This window comes from Pseudomonas sp. GD03858, assembly GCF_029840925.1.
In the GTDB taxonomy this organism is placed as follows: Bacteria; Pseudomonadota; Gammaproteobacteria; order Pseudomonadales; family Pseudomonadaceae; genus Aquipseudomonas.
Map to the genome: position 1 here is coordinate 1 of NZ_JAOCDM010000127.1, position 15,763 is coordinate 15,763.

Annotated in this window: 20 protein-coding genes; 10 read left to right on the forward strand and 10 right to left on the reverse strand. The window is 62.9% G+C overall.

Going from position 1 to position 15,763, the window contains the following annotated elements; genetic code table 11:
- Positions 1–3: 3 nt before the first annotated feature.
- From N5D48_RS23135 to N5D48_RS23180, 10 genes are all read right to left on the reverse strand, one after another.
- Positions 4–276: an HPr family phosphocarrier protein gene (locus N5D48_RS23135; RefSeq protein ID WP_279888282.1), complete on the reverse strand. Its 273-nt coding sequence runs from the start codon at positions 274–276 to the stop codon at positions 4–6.
- Positions 277–296: 20 nt separating this feature from the next.
- Positions 297–1,151, reverse strand: coding sequence for an RNase adapter RapZ (gene rapZ, locus N5D48_RS23140; RefSeq protein WP_279888283.1), 855 nt, complete (start codon positions 1,149–1,151; stop codon positions 297–299).
- A 2-nt stretch (positions 1,152–1,153) separates the two neighbouring features.
- Positions 1,154–1,618 (reverse strand): PTS IIA-like nitrogen regulatory protein PtsN, encoded by a 465-nt coding sequence (ptsN, locus tag N5D48_RS23145; protein ID WP_279888285.1) that lies wholly within the window; start codon positions 1,616–1,618, stop codon positions 1,154–1,156.
- Between the two features lie 11 nt (positions 1,619–1,629).
- Positions 1,630–1,938: a ribosome-associated translation inhibitor RaiA gene (gene raiA, locus N5D48_RS23150; protein WP_011532415.1), complete on the reverse strand. Its 309-nt coding sequence runs from the start codon at positions 1,936–1,938 to the stop codon at positions 1,630–1,632.
- Between the two features lie 78 nt (positions 1,939–2,016).
- Positions 2,017–3,513, reverse strand: coding sequence for an RNA polymerase factor sigma-54 (locus N5D48_RS23155; RefSeq protein ID WP_279888287.1), 1,497 nt, complete (start codon positions 3,511–3,513; stop codon positions 2,017–2,019).
- Positions 3,514–3,686: 173 nt separating this feature from the next.
- Positions 3,687–4,412, reverse strand: a complete 726-nt coding sequence (lptB, locus tag N5D48_RS23160) for an LPS export ABC transporter ATP-binding protein (protein WP_186658097.1) — start codon at positions 4,410–4,412, stop codon at positions 3,687–3,689.
- Positions 4,413–4,937 (reverse strand): lipopolysaccharide transport periplasmic protein LptA, encoded by a 525-nt coding sequence (gene lptA / locus N5D48_RS23165; RefSeq protein WP_279809214.1) that lies wholly within the window; start codon positions 4,935–4,937, stop codon positions 4,413–4,415.
- Complete coding sequence (lptC, locus tag N5D48_RS23170; RefSeq protein WP_279888291.1) at positions 4,924–5,496, reverse strand: LPS export ABC transporter periplasmic protein LptC; 573 nt, start codon at positions 5,494–5,496, stop codon at positions 4,924–4,926. The genes lptA and lptC overlap by 14 nt, the downstream gene beginning before the upstream one ends.
- Positions 5,497–5,504: 8 nt before the next feature.
- Positions 5,505–6,029 (reverse strand): HAD family hydrolase, encoded by a 525-nt coding sequence (locus tag N5D48_RS23175; RefSeq protein WP_279888293.1) that lies wholly within the window; start codon positions 6,027–6,029, stop codon positions 5,505–5,507.
- A complete protein-coding gene (locus N5D48_RS23180) occupies positions 6,030–7,004 on the reverse strand; it encodes a KpsF/GutQ family sugar-phosphate isomerase (RefSeq protein WP_279888295.1) in 975 nt (324 codons plus the stop codon).
- A gap of 246 nt (positions 7,005–7,250) precedes the next feature.
- Here N5D48_RS23180 and N5D48_RS23185 point away from each other — a divergent pair, with 246 nt between their 5' ends.
- From N5D48_RS23185 to hisC, 10 genes are all read left to right on the forward strand, one after another.
- Positions 7,251–8,060, forward strand: a complete 810-nt coding sequence (locus tag N5D48_RS23185; RefSeq protein ID WP_279888296.1) for an ATP-binding cassette domain-containing protein — start codon at positions 7,251–7,253, stop codon at positions 8,058–8,060.
- Entirely contained in the window at positions 8,060–8,857 is a 798-nt protein-coding gene (mlaE, locus tag N5D48_RS23190; protein WP_279888298.1) for a lipid asymmetry maintenance ABC transporter permease subunit MlaE, read from the forward strand. The genes N5D48_RS23185 and mlaE overlap by 1 nt, the downstream gene beginning before the upstream one ends.
- The gene (mlaD, locus tag N5D48_RS23195) at positions 8,857–9,342 is read left to right on the forward strand and encodes an outer membrane lipid asymmetry maintenance protein MlaD (protein ID WP_248918845.1); all 486 of its coding nucleotides are present in this window, start codon (positions 8,857–8,859) and stop codon (positions 9,340–9,342) included. The genes mlaE and mlaD overlap by 1 nt, the downstream gene beginning before the upstream one ends.
- A gap of 9 nt (positions 9,343–9,351) precedes the next feature.
- Positions 9,352–10,005: an ABC transporter substrate-binding protein gene (locus N5D48_RS23200; protein ID WP_279888301.1), complete on the forward strand. Its 654-nt coding sequence runs from the start codon at positions 9,352–9,354 to the stop codon at positions 10,003–10,005.
- On the forward strand, positions 10,002–10,304 hold the full coding sequence (locus N5D48_RS23205) for an STAS domain-containing protein (protein WP_279888303.1): 303 nt from the start codon (positions 10,002–10,004) through the stop codon (positions 10,302–10,304). Before N5D48_RS23200 ends, N5D48_RS23205 begins: the two co-directional genes overlap by 4 nt.
- Positions 10,305–10,422: 118 nt before the next feature.
- On the forward strand, positions 10,423–10,662 hold the full coding sequence (locus N5D48_RS23210) for a BolA family protein (RefSeq protein ID WP_028689666.1): 240 nt from the start codon (positions 10,423–10,425) through the stop codon (positions 10,660–10,662).
- A 23-nt stretch (positions 10,663–10,685) separates the two neighbouring features.
- Positions 10,686–11,951, forward strand: coding sequence for a UDP-N-acetylglucosamine 1-carboxyvinyltransferase (murA, locus tag N5D48_RS23215; protein ID WP_279888305.1), 1,266 nt, complete (start codon positions 10,686–10,688; stop codon positions 11,949–11,951).
- 93 nt (positions 11,952–12,044) lie between these two features.
- Complete coding sequence (hisG, locus tag N5D48_RS23220) at positions 12,045–12,680, forward strand: ATP phosphoribosyltransferase (RefSeq protein ID WP_011532429.1); 636 nt, start codon at positions 12,045–12,047, stop codon at positions 12,678–12,680.
- A gap of 126 nt (positions 12,681–12,806) precedes the next feature.
- Complete coding sequence (hisD, locus tag N5D48_RS23225; protein ID WP_279888307.1) at positions 12,807–14,129, forward strand: histidinol dehydrogenase; 1,323 nt, start codon at positions 12,807–12,809, stop codon at positions 14,127–14,129.
- Positions 14,130–14,131: 2 nt separating this feature from the next.
- Positions 14,132–15,181 carry a histidinol-phosphate transaminase gene (hisC, locus tag N5D48_RS23230; protein WP_279888309.1) on the forward strand — a complete coding sequence of 350 codons (1,050 nt, stop codon included), beginning with the start codon at positions 14,132–14,134 and terminating at the stop codon, positions 15,179–15,181.
- The last annotated feature ends 582 nt before the right edge of the window (positions 15,182–15,763 follow it).

Consider the following 15,763-nt stretch of genomic DNA (forward strand, 5'->3'; position numbering starts at 1 on the left):
GCGTTACTCGCCCTCGTCGAAGAAGTTCTCGATCAATGCGACCAGCGCCTCCATGGCTTCACCGTCCTGCTCGCCCTCGGTGTGCAGATGGACCGGAGTGCCCTTGCCGGCGGCGAGCATCATCACCGCCATGATGCTCTTGCCGTCCACCAGCTTGTCAGGCGCGCGGCCAACCCGCACCGCGCACGGAAAGCGCCCCGCCACGCCGACGAACTTGGCCGCCGCCCGGGCGTGCAAGCCCAGCTTGTTGATGATGGTGATTTCGCGGGCGGGCATCGTGGGGTGGATCCTGTGGGCTAGAGGTCGCGGTGGCGAACCTGGACGTTTTTCAGGGATTGCTGGAGCAGTTGGCCAAGCCGTTCGGTGATATACACCGAGCGGTGGTGGCCACCGGTACAGCCGATGGCAATGGTGACATACGCGCGGTTGCTGGCGGCAAAGCGCGGCAGCCATTTGAGCAGGTAGCTGGAGATGTCCTGGAACATTTCCTCGACATCCGGCTGCGCGGCCAGGTAGTCGATCACCGGTTGTTCGAGGCCGGAATGGTCACGAAGTTCCGGCTTCCAGTAGGGGTTCGGCAGGCATCGCACGTCGAACACCAGATCCGCGTCCACGGGCATGCCGCGTTTGAAGCCGAACGATTCGACCAGGAACGCCGTGCCCGGTTCGGGCTGGTTGAGCAGGCGCAGCTTGATCGAGTCGCGCAGCTGGTAGAGGTTCAGGTTGGTGGTGTCGATCTTCAGGTCGGCCAGATCGGCGATCGGCCCCAGCAGCTCGCTCTCGACCCGGATCGCTTCGGCCAGCGAGCGGCTGTCATTGGTCAACGGGTGACGGCGCCGGGTTTCCGAAAAGCGCTTGAGCAGGGTTTCTTCGTCAGCGTCCAGATACAGCACGTCGCACTGGATGTGCCGGGCGCGCGCCTCTTCGAGCAATTCGGGGAAGCGTGACAGGTGGCTGGGCAGGTTGCGCGCATCGATGGAGACCGCGACCTTAGGTTGCAGCAGCTCGGTGTTGACCAGGGCATTTTCCGCCAGCTGTGGCAACAAGCCGGCAGGCAGGTTGTCGATGCAGTAGTAGCCGTTGTCTTCCAGCACGTCGAGGGCGGTGCTCTTACCGGAGCCGGAGCGGCCGCTGACGATGATCAGGCGCATGTTCAGTGCTCGTTCTGTGCGTCCAGGACGACCTGGTACAGGGTCTCGCTGCTGTCGGCGGCACGCAGGCGATCACGGACCTCCTTGCGATCGAGCATGCTGGCGATCTGGCGCAGCAGTTCAAGGTGGGCATCGGTGGCGGCTTCCGGGACCAGCAGCACGAAGAGCAGGTCGACCGGGGCGCCATCGATGGCATCGTAATCGATGGGGGTATCCAGGTGCAGTAGGGCGCTCACTGGCGCGGTGCAGCCCACAAGCCGGCAGTGGGGGATGGCGATGCCATTGCCAAAACCGGTGGAGCCCAGCTTTTCCCGAGCGATGAGCTTGTCGAAGACGTCTTGCATCTCCAGCTCTGGTACTTGCTCGGCAATCAGGGTGGCGACCTTTTCCAGGGCGCGCTTCTTACTGCCACCCGGCACGTTCACGAGGGAACGGCCGGGGGTCAGGATGGTTTCAAGTCGGATCATGGATGAGGGGATCAGCGGGCGGCTGCACCTTGCAGCAGGCTTTGCTGTTTTTCCTTGTGTTTTTTCAGTTGGCGGTCGAGCTTGTCGGCCAGGGCGTCGATCGCGGCATACATGTCTTGGTGTTCGGCGTTGGCGACGACCTCGCCACCGGGAATCTGGAGTGTGGCTTCAACCTTCTGCTGCAGCTTCTCGACCTTCATGATCACCGTCGCATTGGTGATCTTGTCGAAGTGACCCTCCACGCGGGCGAGTTTTTCGAGCACGTAATCGCGCAGAGGTTGAGTGACTTCTACATGCTGTCCACTGATGTTGACTTGCATACAGCTTCTCCTTTTGTTGCCCGTGCATAAAGGGCAGGTGTTGCACCTGCCGCTGAAACGCTGTGGCACATCCGGGGGCTACATCAGTCGCTTGCGCTCGCTCGAGGGGGCGATGCCCAACGATTCGCGGTACTTGGCGACGGTGCGACGGGCTACCTGGATGCCTTGTGCCTCCAGTAAACCAGCGATCTTGCTGTCACTCAATGGCTTTTTCTGATTTTCCGCGGCCACCAGTTTCTTGATGATCGCGCGGATCGCCGTGGACGAGCATTCGCCCCCTTCGGCGGTGCTCACGTGGCTCGAGAAAAAGTATTTCAGTTCGTAGATTCCGCGAGGCGTGTGCATGTATTTCTGCGTGGTCACCCGGGAAATGGTCGATTCGTGCATGCCCACCGCCTCGGCGATATCGTGCAGGACCAGCGGCTTCATGGCCTCGTCGCCATGGTCGAGGAAGCCACGTTGATGCTCGACGATCTGCGTCGCCACCTTCATCAGGGTCTCGTTGCGGCTTTGCAGGCTCTTGATGAACCAGCGCGCCTCCTGCAACTGGTTGCGCATGAAGGTGTTGTCGGCGCTGGTGTCGGCGCGGCGTACGAAGCCGGCGTACTGCGGGTTGACGCGCAGGCGCGGCACGGCTTCCTGGTTGAGCTCGACCAGCCAGCGATCGCTGTCCTTGCGCACGATCACGTCAGGGACCACGTACTCAGGCTCGCTGGACTCGATCTGCGAGCCGGGGCGCGGGTTGAGGGTCTGCACCAGCTCGATGATCTGGCGCAGCTCGTCCTCCTTGAGCTTCATGCGCCGCATCAGCTGGCTGTAGTCGCGGCTGCCGAGCAGGTCGATGAAGTCAGTGACCAGGCGCTGGGCCTCGCTCATCCAAGGCGTCGAGGCGGGCAGCTGGCGTAGCTGCAACAGCAGGCACTCGCCTAGGGAGCGGGCGCCGATGCCGGCCGGTTCGAACTGTTGGATGCGATGCAGCACGGCTTCGATTTCGTCCAGCTCGATGTCGAGCTCGGGGTCGAAGCCGGCGCAGATTTCCTCGAGCGTGTCCTCCAGGTAGCCCTGGCCGTTGATGCTGTCGATCAGGGTGACCGCGATCAGGCGGTCGGTATCGGACATCGGAGCGAGGTTGAGCTGCCACAGCAGATGGCTCTGCAGGCTTTCGCCGGCCGAGGTGCGGGTAGTGAAGTCCCACTCGTCATCGTCGTTGCTGGGCAGGCTGCTGGCGCTGGTCTGATAAATGTCTTCCCAGGCGGTATCGACTGGCAGCTCGTTGGGAATGCGTTCTGCCCACTCACCGTCTTCCAGGTTCTCGCTGGTGCTGGTGGTGGTTTCCTGGAAACTGTTGTCCTGGACTTCGGCTGCCGGCTTGCTTTCGGCGTTGTCCGCCATCGGGTCGCTGTTGTCGAAGTCGTCGCCGTCTTCCTGACGTTCGAGCATCGGATTGGATTCCAGCGCTTCCTGGATTTCCTGCTGGAGGTCCAGGGTGGAGAGCTGGAGTAGACGGATGGCCTGTTGCAACTGAGGGGTCATCGTCAGTTGCTGGCCCATTTTTAGGACGAGCGATGGTTTCATGGCAGGGGCTTAATACCTTGTTCGCCGGCGCGCATGCGCCATCCACTACACGTAGGGCGCTTGGGCGCCGAATCTAAGCAAGTTATATGCCTGAAATTGCAGCGTTTGCCTAGAGCACTGTGACAACTTAAGCCCCGATTGGGCGCATTCGCCAGTGCTCCGGGCAGGCTGGGTCAGAGCCGGAACTCGTGCCCCAGGTACACTTCCTTGACCAGCTGGTTGGCCAGGATGGTCTCGGCGTCACCTTCGGCGATCAGCTGGCCATCGTTGACGATGTAGGCGGTTTCGCAGATATCCAGGGTCTCGCGAACGTTGTGGTCGGTGATCAGCACGCCGATACCCTTGTTCTTGAGGTGGTGGATGATCTGCTTGATGTCGCCGACGGAGATCGGGTCGACACCGGCGAACGGTTCGTCCAGCAGGATGAACTTGGGCGCGGTGGCCAGGGCGCGGGCGATCTCGACACGGCGACGCTCACCGCCGGAGAGGCTCATGCCCAGGTTGTCGCGGATGTGGCTGATGTGGAACTCCTGCAGCAGGCTTTCCAGCTCCTTGCGCCGGCCTTCGCGATCGAGGTCCTTGCGGGTCTCGAGGATGGCCATGATGTTGTCGGCCACCGACAGCTTGCGGAAGATCGAGGCTTCCTGCGGCAGGTAGCCGATGCCAGCCTGGGCGCGGCCATGCATGGGCTGGTGGCTGACGTCGAGGTTGTCGATCAGCACGCGCCCCTGGTCGGCCTGGACCAGGCCGACGATCATGTAGAAACAGGTGGTCTTGCCGGCGCCGTTGGGGCCGAGCAGGCCGACGATCTGGCCGCTGTCGATGGACAGGCTGACGTCGCGCACGACTTGCCGGCCCTTGTAGCTCTTGGCCAGGTGCTGGGCTTTGAGGGTTGCCATTTACTCGGCCTTTTTCTTCGGTTGAATGACCATGTCGATGCGCTGACGTGGTGCAGTCACGTTGCCACCACGCCCGGCGGTAGCCACCTGGGACTTGGTGTTGTAGACGATCTTCTCGCCTTCGGTAGTGTTGCCTTCGTTCTCGACCTTGGCGCGGTCGGTGAGAATCACCGTGTCTTTCTGCGCCTGGTACTGAATGGTCACGGCCCAGCCTTTCATCTTGTCGGGCTTGGCGGCGCTCTGCTGCTGTTCGAAATAGGCCAGGTTGCCCACCGAGGTGACCACGTCGATATCGCCGGAGGCGGCGCGGGTCATGGTCACGGTGTTGCCTTTGATCATCATCGAACCTTGGGTGATGATCACATCGCCGGTGTAGGTGGCTACACCTTGCTTGTCGTCCAGGTGGGCGTTGTCCGCCTGGATGCGGATCGGCTGGTCACGGTCGTTCGGCAGGGCCAAGGCGCTCGCGCTTCCCAGTGCTGCGCCCAGGCTGAGCAAAAGGGGGAGGGTTTTAACGAGCCTCATACTGTCCTCTTACGTTAGAGAGCAGGTCCATCCTGCCTTCTTTCAAATACGCTTTCATTCCTTTGCCCGTAGTCGTGCCACCGGCGCCGTCGATTCTAACGGCTTGCTCGGTCTGCGCATATTGCTTCTGCGGGAACACGGTCATGCGCGAGCTGGTAATGATGGTCTCGCGCTGTTTTTCGTCGGTACGCGCCACGCGCACTTCGTCGATCAGTTCGACCTCGGTGCCGTCCGGGTTGACCTCGGCGCGCTTGCTCTGCACGTGCCACGGATACTCCGTGCCACGGTACATGTGCAGGTCGGGCGTGGTCACCAGGGTGACTTCGCTGGCCTTGAGGTGCTCGACCTTGTCGGCGGTCATCTCGTACTGCAGCTTGCCGTCGGGCAGGAACTGCAGGGTGTGGGCGTTGACGGCGTAGTAGTCGATGGCGCTGTCGTTGGTCTGGACGGTCGGCTTGTCGAGGAAGCTCTCGGGGCTGATGTTCCAGTAGCCCACCGCCGCCAGCACTGCGGCGATCACGCCAAACAGCGCAAAATTTCGAACCTTCTTGCTGAACATGGGTGGCCTTACAGGTAGTTGGCGTTGGCAGCGTCCAGGGTGCCCTGGGCCTGCATGATCAGTTCGCAGAACTCGCGGGCGGCGCCTTCGCCGCCGCGAGCCTGGGTGACGCCGTGGGCGTGCTGGCGCACGAACGGCGCGGCGTTGTGCACCGCCATGCCCAGGCCTACGCGGCGAATCACCGGCAGGTCGGGCAGGTCGTCGCCCAGGTAGGCGACCTGTTCATAGCTTAGGCCGAGTTCGGCGAGCAGGCCGTCCAGTACCACCAGTTTGTCCTCGCGGCCCTGGAACAGGTGCGGGATGCCCAGGTTCCTGGCCCGGCGCTCGACCACCGGGGTCTTGCGTCCGCTGATGATCGCGGTGGTCACGCCCGAGGCCATGAGCATCTTGATGCCGTGGCCGTCGAGGGTGTTGAAGGTCTTGAACTCGCTGCCGTCCTCGAGGAAGTACAGGCGGCCGTCGGTGAGCACGCCATCGACGTCGAACACGGCCAGCTTGATGGCCTTGGCGCGTTGCATCAGGTCCTGGTTCATTTACATCACTCCGGCGCGCAGCAGGTCGTGCATGTTCAGGGCGCCGGTCGGGCGGTCGTCCTGGTCGACGACCACCAGTGCGCTGATCTTGTGGTCTTCCATGATTTTCAGAGCCTCGGCGGCGAGCATCTCGGCGCGGGCGGTCTTGCCGTGCACGGTCATGACCTCGTCGATGAGGGTCTTGTGCACATCGATGTTGCGATCCAGGCTGCGGCGCAGATCGCCGTCGGTGAAGACGCCGGCGAGCTTGCCGTCGCTGCCGAGGACGACGGTCATGCCCAGGCCTTTGCGAGACATTTCAAGCAGTGCGTCCTTGAGCAGGGTGCCGCTTTTGACCTGGGGCAGTTCTTCGCCGGCATGCATGACGTTCTCGACTTTCAGCAGCAGGCGGCGGCCGAGTGCGCCACCGGGGTGCGAAAAGGCGAAGTCCTCGGCGGTGAAGCCCCGGGCTTCGAGCAGGGCGATGGCCAGGGCGTCGCCCAGGACCAGGGCCGCGGTAGTGGAGGAGGTCGGCGCCAGGTTGAGTGGGCAGGCTTCCTGGGCGACGCTGGCGTCGAGGTTGACCTCGGCGGCCTGGGCCAGGGCCGAATCCGGGTTGCCGGTCAGGCTGATCATCTGGATGCCCAGGCGCTTGATCAACGGCAACAGGGTGACGATTTCGGCGGTGCTGCCGGAGTTGGACAGGGCAAGAATGACATCGTCACGGGTGATCATGCCCATGTCGCCATGGCTGGCCTCGGCTGGATGCACGAAGAACGCCGGGGTGCCGGTGCTGGCCAGGGTGGCGGCGATCTTGTTGCCGATGTGGCCGGACTTGCCCATGCCAACCACCACGACCCGTCCCTTGCTGGCCAGGATCAGCTCGCAGGCCTTGACGAAATCGCCGTCGATACGGGCCAGCAGGGCCTCCACGGCCTCGAGTTCGAGGCGCAGGGTGCGCTGGGCGGATTGGATCAGCTCGCTGGATTGGCTCATGTCGAAAACGCAATGCCTGATGAAAAGGCGGCGATTATAGCCGCAATGTGTGAAAGGCTCATCCTTCGAATGTCACAGGGTGATCGCGTCAGCCTGTCTGGGGCCTGAACGAGTCGGGCGACGGCCTTGGGGCGGGCCTACCAGCGGTGCTATAGTTCGCCGCTATTCGGCCCGCCAGGGACCTGTGTGCCTTCAAGATGAAGGCAGGCGTCCATGATGACGAGGCTGCACTAGCAAGGAGTCTAGATGAGTGTGGATAGCGCCTACGCGGTCGAGTTGAAGGGAGTCACCTTCAAGCGCGGTTCGCGCAGCATTTTCAGCAACGTGGACATTCGCATTCCCCGCGGCAAGGTCACCGGTATCATGGGGCCTTCGGGGTGCGGCAAGACCACACTGCTGCGCCTGATGGGCGCGCAGTTGCGCCCGGCCGCCGGCGAAGTCTGGGTCAATGGCCAGAACCTGCCCGCGCTGTCGCGCAGCGACCTGTTCGATGCGCGCAAGCAGATGGGCGTGCTGTTCCAGAGCGGCGCACTGTTTACCGACCTCGATGTCTTCGAGAATGTCGCCTTCCCGCTGCGGGTGCATACCCAACTGCCGGACGAGATGATCCGTGACATCGTCCTGATGAAGCTGCAGGCCGTGGGGCTGCGCGGCGCCATCGACCTGATGCCCGACGAGCTGTCCGGCGGCATGAAGCGGCGCGTGGCTCTGGCCCGAGCGATTGCCCTCGACCCGCAGATTCTCATGTACGACGAGCCGTTCGTCGGCCAGGACCCGATCGCCATGGGCGTGCTCGTGCGCCTGATCCGGCTGCTCAACGATGCCCTGGGCATTACCAGCATCGTGGTCTCCCACGACCTGGCCGAAACCGCCAGCATCGCCGACTACATCTACGTGGTGGGCGATGGCCAGGTGCTGGGGCAGGGCACGCCGGACGAACTGATGGGCTCGGACAATCCGCGTATTCGCCAGTTCATGAAGGGCGATCCGGATGGCCCGGTACCTTTCCACTTCCCTGCGCCTGACTACCGCGCCGATCTGCTGGGGACGCGTTGATGCGCAGAAAATCCTTACTTGAACGTATCCGCCTGTTCGGCCGTTCGGCCATCGATGTGCTGGCCGTGCTGGGGCGCTCGTGCCTGTTCCTCGGTCATTCGCTGGGCGGGCGCAGCGGCATCGGTGGCGGCTTCCAGCTGCTGGTCAGGCAACTGTATTCGGTGGGCGTGCTGTCGCTGGCGATCATCGTCGTGTCCGGCATGTTCATTGGCATGGTGCTGGCCCTGCAGGGCTACAGCATCCTCACCAAGTACGGTTCGGAGCAGGCGGTGGGACAGATGGTCGCCCTGACCTTGCTGCGCGAGCTCGGGCCGGTGGTCACCGCGTTGCTGTTCGCCGGCCGCGCGGGATCGGCGCTGACCGCCGAGATCGGCAACATGAAGTCGACCGAGCAACTGTCCAGTCTCGAGATGATCGGCGTCGACCCGCTCAAGTACATCGTCGCCCCACGCCTGTGGGCCGGCTTCATCTCGCTGCCGCTGCTGGCGCTGATCTTCAGCGTGGTCGGCATCTGGGGTGGGTCGTGGGTCGCCGTTGACTGGCTGGGCGTCTACGAGGGCTCGTTCTGGGCCAACATGCAGAACAGCGTTTCCTTCAGTGACGACGTGATCAACGGGTTGATCAAGAGCCTGGTGTTCGCCTTCGTCGTCACCTGGATCGCCGTATTCCAGGGGTACGACTGCGAGCCCACTTCAGAAGGGATCAGCCGTGCCACCACCAAGACCGTGGTCTATGCCTCGTTGGCAGTCCTGGGTCTGGACTTTATTCTGACCGCCTTGATGTTTGGAGATTTCTGATGCAAAACCGCACCCTGGAAATCGGTGTCGGCCTGTTCCTCCTGGCCGGGATCCTGGCGCTGCTGCTGCTGGCCCTGCGTGTCAGCGGGCTGTCGGCCAGCCCGAGCAGCGACACGTACAAAGTTTATGCGTACTTCGACAATATCGCCGGTTTGACGGTCAGAGCTAAAGTGACCATGGCCGGTGTGACCATCGGCAAGGTCACGGCCATCGATCTGGACCGCGACTCCTACACCGGTCGGGTCACGCTGCAGCTGGACAAGCAGGTCGACAACCTGCCGACCGACTCCACTGCCTCGATCCTGACCGCCGGCCTTCTGGGCGAGAAGTACATCGGCATCAGCGTCGGTGGCGAGGACGCGGTACTCAAGGATGGCAGCACCATCCACGACACCCAGTCGGCGCTGGTGCTGGAAGACCTGATCGGCAAGTTCCTGCTCAACTCGGTGGGCAAGGAACCGAAAGAAGCGCAACCGGCTAATTAAGGAGTTTCCATGATTTCGATCCTGCGACGTGGCCTGCTGGTCCTGCTGGCGGCCTTTCCCCTGCTGGCCCTGGCGGCGCCAGGGCAATCCGCCCGGGATGTGATCCAGGGCACCACGACCCAGCTGCTGAGCGACCTCAAGGCCAACAAGGAGCAGTACAAGGCCAACCCCGAGGCGTTCTACAACGCGCTCAACAGCAACCTGGGCCCGGTGGTCGATGCCGACGGAATCTCCCGGAGCATCATGACCGTCAAGTATTCGCGCAAGGCCACCCCCGCGCAGATGCAGCGCTTCCAGGAAAACTTCAAGCGCAGCCTGATGCAGTTCTATGGCAATGCCTTGCTCGAATACAACAACCAGGGCATCACCGTCGACCCGGCCAAGGCCGAGGACGGCGACCGCACCAGTGTCGGCATGAAGGTCACCGGCACCAACGGCGCGGTCTATCCGGTGCAGTACACCATGCAGAAGATCGACGACCAGTGGAAAGTGCGCAACGTCATCGTCAACGGCATCAACATCGGCAAGCTGTTCCGCGACCAGTTCCAGGACGCCATGCAGCGCAACGGCAATGACCTGGACAAGACCATCGACGGCTGGGCCGGCGAAGTGGCCAAGGCCAAGCAGACCGCCGACAGTTCGCCGGATAAGGAAGTCAAATGAGCGACGCCGTCGTGAGCATGGCCGAGCCGGGCGTTCTCGCCCTGGCCGGTGTGCTGGACTACCGCAGCGGCCCGGCCCTGCGCAAGCAGGGCAAGGCGCTGATCGCCGCCTGCCGCGAGCCGCAGTTGGTGCTCGACTGCGCCGCGGTGGTCAAGTCGAGCAGTGTCGGCCTGTCGCTGCTGCTGGGCTTCATGCGCGATGCCCAGGCCGCCGGCAAGACTTGGGAACTGCGCGGTATTCCCGAGGACATGCGGGAAATCGCCGGGGTCTACGACCTCGATGAAGTCCTGGCAGGCTGATGCCCTGCCGTTCGGGAAAGGCCCCTCGGTCAGCGCGCTCTCTCATGGGCTTCGCAGGCGAGGGGCTTTTTTGTATGATGGCCGACCCGCGCGCGTTGGGCGCCGATCGAGGTTGAGCATGCAGGCCGTAGAAGTCAAAAGCTTTCTGGAAGAGAAATTGCCGGGAACCCGGGTTGAAGTTGAAGGCGAAGGCTGCAACTTCCAGTTGAACGTGATCAGCGACGAGCTGGCCGGCCAGAGCCCGGTCAAGCGTCAGCAAGCGATCTATGCTCACCTCAATCCGTGGATCGCCAACGGCAGCATTCACGCGGTAACCATGAAATTCTTCAGCAGCGCAGCCTGGGCTGAGCGCACCTGAGCCAACTTGGCGGCGAGATACGTATGGACAAACTGATTATCACTGGCGGCCCGCGCCTCGACGGCGAGATCCGCATTTCCGGCGCGAAGAACTCGGCGCTGCCGATTCTCTCGGCCACCCTGCTGTGCGATGGTCCGGTCACGGTCGGCAACCTGCCGCACCTGCACGACATCACCACCATGATCGAGCTGTTCGGTCGCATGGGCATCGAGCCTGTGATCGACGAGAAACTCTCGGTGGAAATCGATCCGCGCACCATCAAGACCCTGGTCGCCCCCTACGAGCTGGTCAAGACCATGCGCGCCTCGATCCTGGTGCTCGGCCCGATGGTCGCCCGCTTTGGTGAGGCTGAAGTGGCCCTGCCAGGTGGTTGCGCCATCGGTTCGCGTCCAGTCGACCTGCACATCCGCGGCCTGGAGGCCATGGGTGCAAAAATTGACGTCGAAGGCGGCTACATCAAGGCCAAGGCGCCTGAAGGTGGCCTGCGCGGCGCGCACTTCTTCTTCGACACCGTCAGCGTCACCGGCACCGAGAACATCATGATGGCTGCCGCCCTGGCCAAGGGCCGCAGCGTGCTGCAGAACGCCGCTCGCGAGCCGGAGGTGGTCGACCTGGCCAACTTCCTGATTGCCATGGGCGCGAAGATCCAGGGCGCTGGCACCGACACCATCACCATCGATGGCGTCGAGCGTCTGCAGCCGACCAACTACCGGGTCATGCCCGACCGTATCGAGACCGGTACCTACCTGGTTGCCGCTGCCGTGACCGGTGGCCGCGTCAAGGTCAAGGACACCGATCCGACCATCCTCGAAGCCGTCCTCGAGAAACTCAAGGAAGCCGGCGCCGACATCACCACCGGTGAAGACTGGATCGAACTGGACATGCACGGCAAGCGTCCGAAGGCCGTCAACCTGCGTACCGCGCCGTACCCGGCGTTCCCGACCGACATGCAGGCGCAGTTCATCTCGCTCAATGCCATCGCCGAAGGCACTGGCGCGGTGATCGAGACCATCTTCGAGAACCGCTTCATGCACGTCTACGAGATGCACCGCATGGGCGCGCAGATCCAGGTCGAGGGCAACACCGCCATCGTCACTGGCGTCAAGGCGCTCAAGGGTGCTCCGGTCATGGCCACCGACCTGCGCGCTTCCGCCAGCCTGGTGCTGTCGGCGCTGGTCGCCGAAGGTGACACCCTGATCGACCGCATCTACCACATCGACCGTGGTTACGAGTGCATCGAGGAAAAACTGCAGATGCTGGGCGCGAAGATCCGTCGCGTACCGGGCTAGCAGTCATCACGGCGCAGGGACGCGCCAGCCGAATCGTATGCGGTCGGGCCCCATGGCCCGGCCGGCAGTAGACGCTTAAGGACCGACGTTCCAATGTTGACCATCGCGCTATCCAAAGGCCGTATTCTCGACGATACCCTGCCACTGCTGGCCGAAGCCGGTATCGTGCCGACCGAGAATCCGGACAAGAGCCGCAAGCTGATCATCCCGACCACCCAGGATGATGTCCGCCTGCTCATCGTGCGTGCCACCGACGTGCCGACCTATGTCGAGCATGGCGCCGCCGACCTCGGTGTGGCCGGCAAGGACGTGCTGATGGAATACGGCGGCCAGGGCCTGTACGAGCCCCTCGACCTGCAGATCGCCCAGTGCAAGCTGATGACCGCCGGCGTAACTGGTGCGCCCGAGCCCAAGGGCCGCCTGCGCGTGGCCACCAAGTTCGTCAACGTAGCCAAGCGCTACTACGCCGAACAGGGCCGCCAGGTCGACATCATCAAGCTGTACGGCTCCATGGAGCTGGCCCCGCTGATCAACCTCGCCGACAAGATCATCGACGTGGTCGACACCGGCAACACCCTGCGCGCCAATGGCCTCGAGCCCCAGGAACTGATCGCCACGATCAGCTCGCGCCTGGTGGTCAACAAGGCCTCCATGAAAATGCAGCACGCCCGTATCCAGAGTCTGATCGACACCCTGCGCAACGCCGTCGAATCGCGACACCGCGGCTGACCTCTGCGCGCGACCTCCGCTGTCGCGCCCGTCTATCCGCGTCATAGCCAATTTTCTCAGGTGCCCGCGCGGATAGAGTGGTAGCTTTAGGGCGCCTGAACATCCGCTAATAACGAGGCCCTCGCCATGACCGTGTCCACTGCAATTGCCCGTCTCAACGCCGCTGACCAGGATTTCGCCCGACATCTGGATCATCTGCTGAGCTGGGAAAGTGTGTCCGATGACGCGGTCAACCAGCGCGTGCTCGACATCATCAAGGCCGTGCGCGAGCGCGGTGATGCGGCGCTGGTGGAGTTTACCCAGCGTTTCGACGGTGTCGACGCCAAGTCGATCGATGATCTGATCCTCGACCGTGCGCGCCTGGAACTGGCCCTGACCCGCATCACCCCAGTGCAGCGCGAAGCCCTGGAGAAAGCCGCCAACCGTGTGCGTATCTACCACGAGCGGCAGAAGCAGGACTCCTGGCAGTACACCGAGGCCGACGGCACCGTGCTAGGGCAGAAGGTTACCCCGTTGGACCGCGCCGGCCTGTACGTGCCGGGCGGCAAGGCGTCGTACCCGTCGTCGGTGCTGATGAACGCCATCCCTGCCAAGGTTGCTGGCGTGTCCGAGGTGGTGATGGTGGTGCCGACCCCGCGTGGCGAGATCAATGAGCTGGTGCTGGCCGCGGCCTGCATCGCCGGTGTCGATCGGGTCTTCACCATCGGCGGCGCCCAAGCGGTCGCGGCTCTGGCCTATGGCACCGAGAGCGTGCCGCAGGTGGACAAGATCGTCGGTCCGGGCAATATCTACGTGGCCACGGCCAAGCGCCATGTGTTTGGTCAGGTCGGCATCGACATGATCGCCGGTCCGTCGGAGATCCTGGTGGTGTGCGATGGCCAGACCGATCCGGACTGGATCGCCATGGACCTGTTCTCCCAGGCCGAGCACGATGAAGACGCCCAGGCGATCCTGGTCAGCCCGGACGCCGAGTTTCTCGATCGTGTGGCGGCGAGCATCGACAAGCTGCTGCCGACCATGGAGCGTGCCGAGATCATCGAGAAATCGATCAACGGCCGTGGCGCGCTGATCCAGGTGCGTGACATGCAGCAGGCCATCGAGGTGGCCAACCGCATCGCCCCCGAGCACCTGGAGCTGTCGGTGGCCGACCCGCAGGCCTGGTTGCCGCAGATTCGCCACGCCGGCGCGATCTTCATGGGCCGCCACACCAGCGAGGCGCTGGGCGACTACTGCGCCGGCCCCAACCACGTGCTGCCGACTTCCGGCACCGCGCGCTTCTCTTCGCCATTGGGCGTGTATGACTTCCAGAAGCGTTCGTCGATCATCTTCTGCTCCGAGCAGGGCGCGTCCGAGCTGGGGCACACCGCTTCGGTGCTGGCCCGTGGCGAATCGCTGACCGCCCACGCGCGCAGCGCCGAATACCGCATCCTCAACGAGAAGGGGAACTGAGCATGAGTCGTTTCTGGAGTCCCTTCGTCAAGGACCTGGTCCCTTACGTGCCGGGCGAGCAGCCGAAGCTTGCGCGGCTGGTCAAGCTCAACACCAACGAGAACCCGTACGGGCCGTCGCCCAAGGCGCTGGAAGCCATGCGTGGCGAGCTCAACGACAATCTGCGCCTGTATCCGGACCCGAACGGTGACCGGCTCAAGCAGGCGGTGGCGGAGTATTACGGCGTAGCGCCGGCGCAGGTGTTCGTCGGCAACGGCTCGGACGAGGTGCTGGCGCACATCTTCCACGGCCTGTTCCAGCATGACCGTGGGCCGCTGCTGTTCCCGGACGTGAGCTACAGCTTCTACCCGGTGTATTGCGGCCTGTACGGTATCGCGTTCGAGCAGGTGGCGCTGGATGAGCAGTTTCAGATCCGGGTTTCGGACTACAGCAAACCCAATGCCGGGGTCATCTTCCCCAACCCCAACGCGCCGACTGGCTGCCTGTTGCCGCTTGAGGCGGTCGAGCAACTGCTGCAGGCCAACCGGGATTCGGTGGTAGTGGTTGACGAGGCCTACATCGATTTCGGTGGCGAGACGGCCATCAGCCTGGTCGATCGCTATGACAACCTGCTGGTGACCCAGACCTTGTCCAAGTCGCGTTCGCTGGCGGGGCTTCGGGTTGGGTTGGCGGTGGGGCATCCTGATCTGATCGAGGCGTTGGAGCGGATCAAGAACAGCTTCAACTCGTATCCGTTGGATCGCATGGCGATTGTCGGGGCGGCGGCGGCGTTTGACGACCGTGAGTATTTCGATGAGACCTGTCGCAAGGTTATCGATAGCCGAGAGGTGCTGGTTGCCGAGTTGGTGGCGCGTGGGTTTGAGGTGTTGCCTTCGGCGGCGAACTTCATCTTCGCCCGGCATCCCGGGCAGGATGCTGCGGGGATCGCGGCGCGGCTTCGGGAGCAGGGGGTGATTGTTCGGCACTTCAAGCAGGAGCGGATTGCGCAGTTCCTGCGGATTACCGTTGGGACGCCGGAGATGAACCAGGCTTTGCTTGATGCTTTGAATTGATATCAGTGTTTTGACAGGGGGTGGATTGGAGTTGGCTGTTCTGACTTCTGATTCGCCCCTTGTTGTTGTTGTTGTTGTTGTTGTTGTTTGGTGGTTTTGGAAGTTGTATGCGCATTCATTTGTGATGTCGACGCTTATTCACCTTTCCGCCCTTACGGCGGGTCACTTTTTGTCAAACGCGACAAAAAGTAACCAAAAAACGCTGCGCTCCATTCATCCGGCCCTCCGCTTCGCTCCGGGTTCCCTCACTCCGGCCTTGCTCCCGGGAGGACCGCGCTGCAGGGCCCATCCTGGGCCCCAGCGCTTGACGGGCATCCATGCCCGTCACCTCCCTCCGCAAGTCCTGCGTTCGGCCTCCTGAAGTCGCGAAGTTACGGGCGGCGCCTGGGCTGGCGCAGCTGCCGCTAGTTGAAACTGGGTGATCTCAAGTCCGTATTCGCGGGTAAACCCGCTCCCACAGGGTTATGCATGCTTTCAACTTCCACCACTCTCCTGTGGGAGCGGGTTTACCCGCGAAAGGGCCAGAACAACCAATATATAAATAACTGCCAAGAGCTAATTTGAAGTTTCTGCTCTTGCTCT

What these genes read in the sequence shown, in the direction of transcription:
- N5D48_RS23135 (WP_279888282.1), bottom strand. Translation starts at nt 276, where the DNA reads ATGCCCGCCCGCGAAATCACCATCATCAACAAGCTGGGCTTGCACGCC.
- rapZ (WP_279888283.1), bottom strand. Translation starts at nt 1,151, where the DNA reads ATGCGCCTGATCATCGTCAGCGGCCGCTCCGGCTCCGGTAAGAGCACC.
- ptsN (WP_279888285.1), bottom strand. Translation starts at nt 1,618, where the DNA reads ATGATCCGACTTGAAACCATCCTGACCCCCGGCCGTTCCCTCGTGAAC.
- raiA (WP_011532415.1), bottom strand. Translation starts at nt 1,938, where the DNA reads ATGCAAGTCAACATCAGTGGACAGCATGTAGAAGTCACTCAACCTCTG.
- N5D48_RS23155 (WP_279888287.1), bottom strand. Translation starts at nt 3,513, where the DNA reads ATGAAACCATCGCTCGTCCTAAAAATGGGCCAGCAACTGACGATGACC.
- lptB (WP_186658097.1), bottom strand. Translation starts at nt 4,412, where the DNA reads ATGGCAACCCTCAAAGCCCAGCACCTGGCCAAGAGCTACAAGGGCCGG.
- lptA (WP_279809214.1), bottom strand. Translation starts at nt 4,937, where the DNA reads ATGAGGCTCGTTAAAACCCTCCCCCTTTTGCTCAGCCTGGGCGCAGCA.
- lptC (WP_279888291.1), bottom strand. Translation starts at nt 5,496, where the DNA reads ATGTTCAGCAAGAAGGTTCGAAATTTTGCGCTGTTTGGCGTGATCGCC.
- N5D48_RS23175 (WP_279888293.1), bottom strand. Translation starts at nt 6,029, where the DNA reads ATGAACCAGGACCTGATGCAACGCGCCAAGGCCATCAAGCTGGCCGTG.
- N5D48_RS23180 (WP_279888295.1), bottom strand. Translation starts at nt 7,004, where the DNA reads ATGAGCCAATCCAGCGAGCTGATCCAATCCGCCCAGCGCACCCTGCGC.
- N5D48_RS23185 (WP_279888296.1), top strand. Translation starts at nt 7,251, where the DNA reads ATGAGTGTGGATAGCGCCTACGCGGTCGAGTTGAAGGGAGTCACCTTC.
- mlaE (WP_279888298.1), top strand. Translation starts at nt 8,060, where the DNA reads ATGCGCAGAAAATCCTTACTTGAACGTATCCGCCTGTTCGGCCGTTCG.
- mlaD (WP_248918845.1), top strand. Translation starts at nt 8,857, where the DNA reads ATGCAAAACCGCACCCTGGAAATCGGTGTCGGCCTGTTCCTCCTGGCC.
- N5D48_RS23200 (WP_279888301.1), top strand. Translation starts at nt 9,352, where the DNA reads ATGATTTCGATCCTGCGACGTGGCCTGCTGGTCCTGCTGGCGGCCTTT.
- N5D48_RS23205 (WP_279888303.1), top strand. Translation starts at nt 10,002, where the DNA reads ATGAGCGACGCCGTCGTGAGCATGGCCGAGCCGGGCGTTCTCGCCCTG.
- N5D48_RS23210 (WP_028689666.1), top strand. Translation starts at nt 10,423, where the DNA reads ATGCAGGCCGTAGAAGTCAAAAGCTTTCTGGAAGAGAAATTGCCGGGA.
- murA (WP_279888305.1), top strand. Translation starts at nt 10,686, where the DNA reads ATGGACAAACTGATTATCACTGGCGGCCCGCGCCTCGACGGCGAGATC.
- hisG (WP_011532429.1), top strand. Translation starts at nt 12,045, where the DNA reads ATGTTGACCATCGCGCTATCCAAAGGCCGTATTCTCGACGATACCCTG.
- hisD (WP_279888307.1), top strand. Translation starts at nt 12,807, where the DNA reads ATGACCGTGTCCACTGCAATTGCCCGTCTCAACGCCGCTGACCAGGAT.
- hisC (WP_279888309.1), top strand. Translation starts at nt 14,132, where the DNA reads ATGAGTCGTTTCTGGAGTCCCTTCGTCAAGGACCTGGTCCCTTACGTG.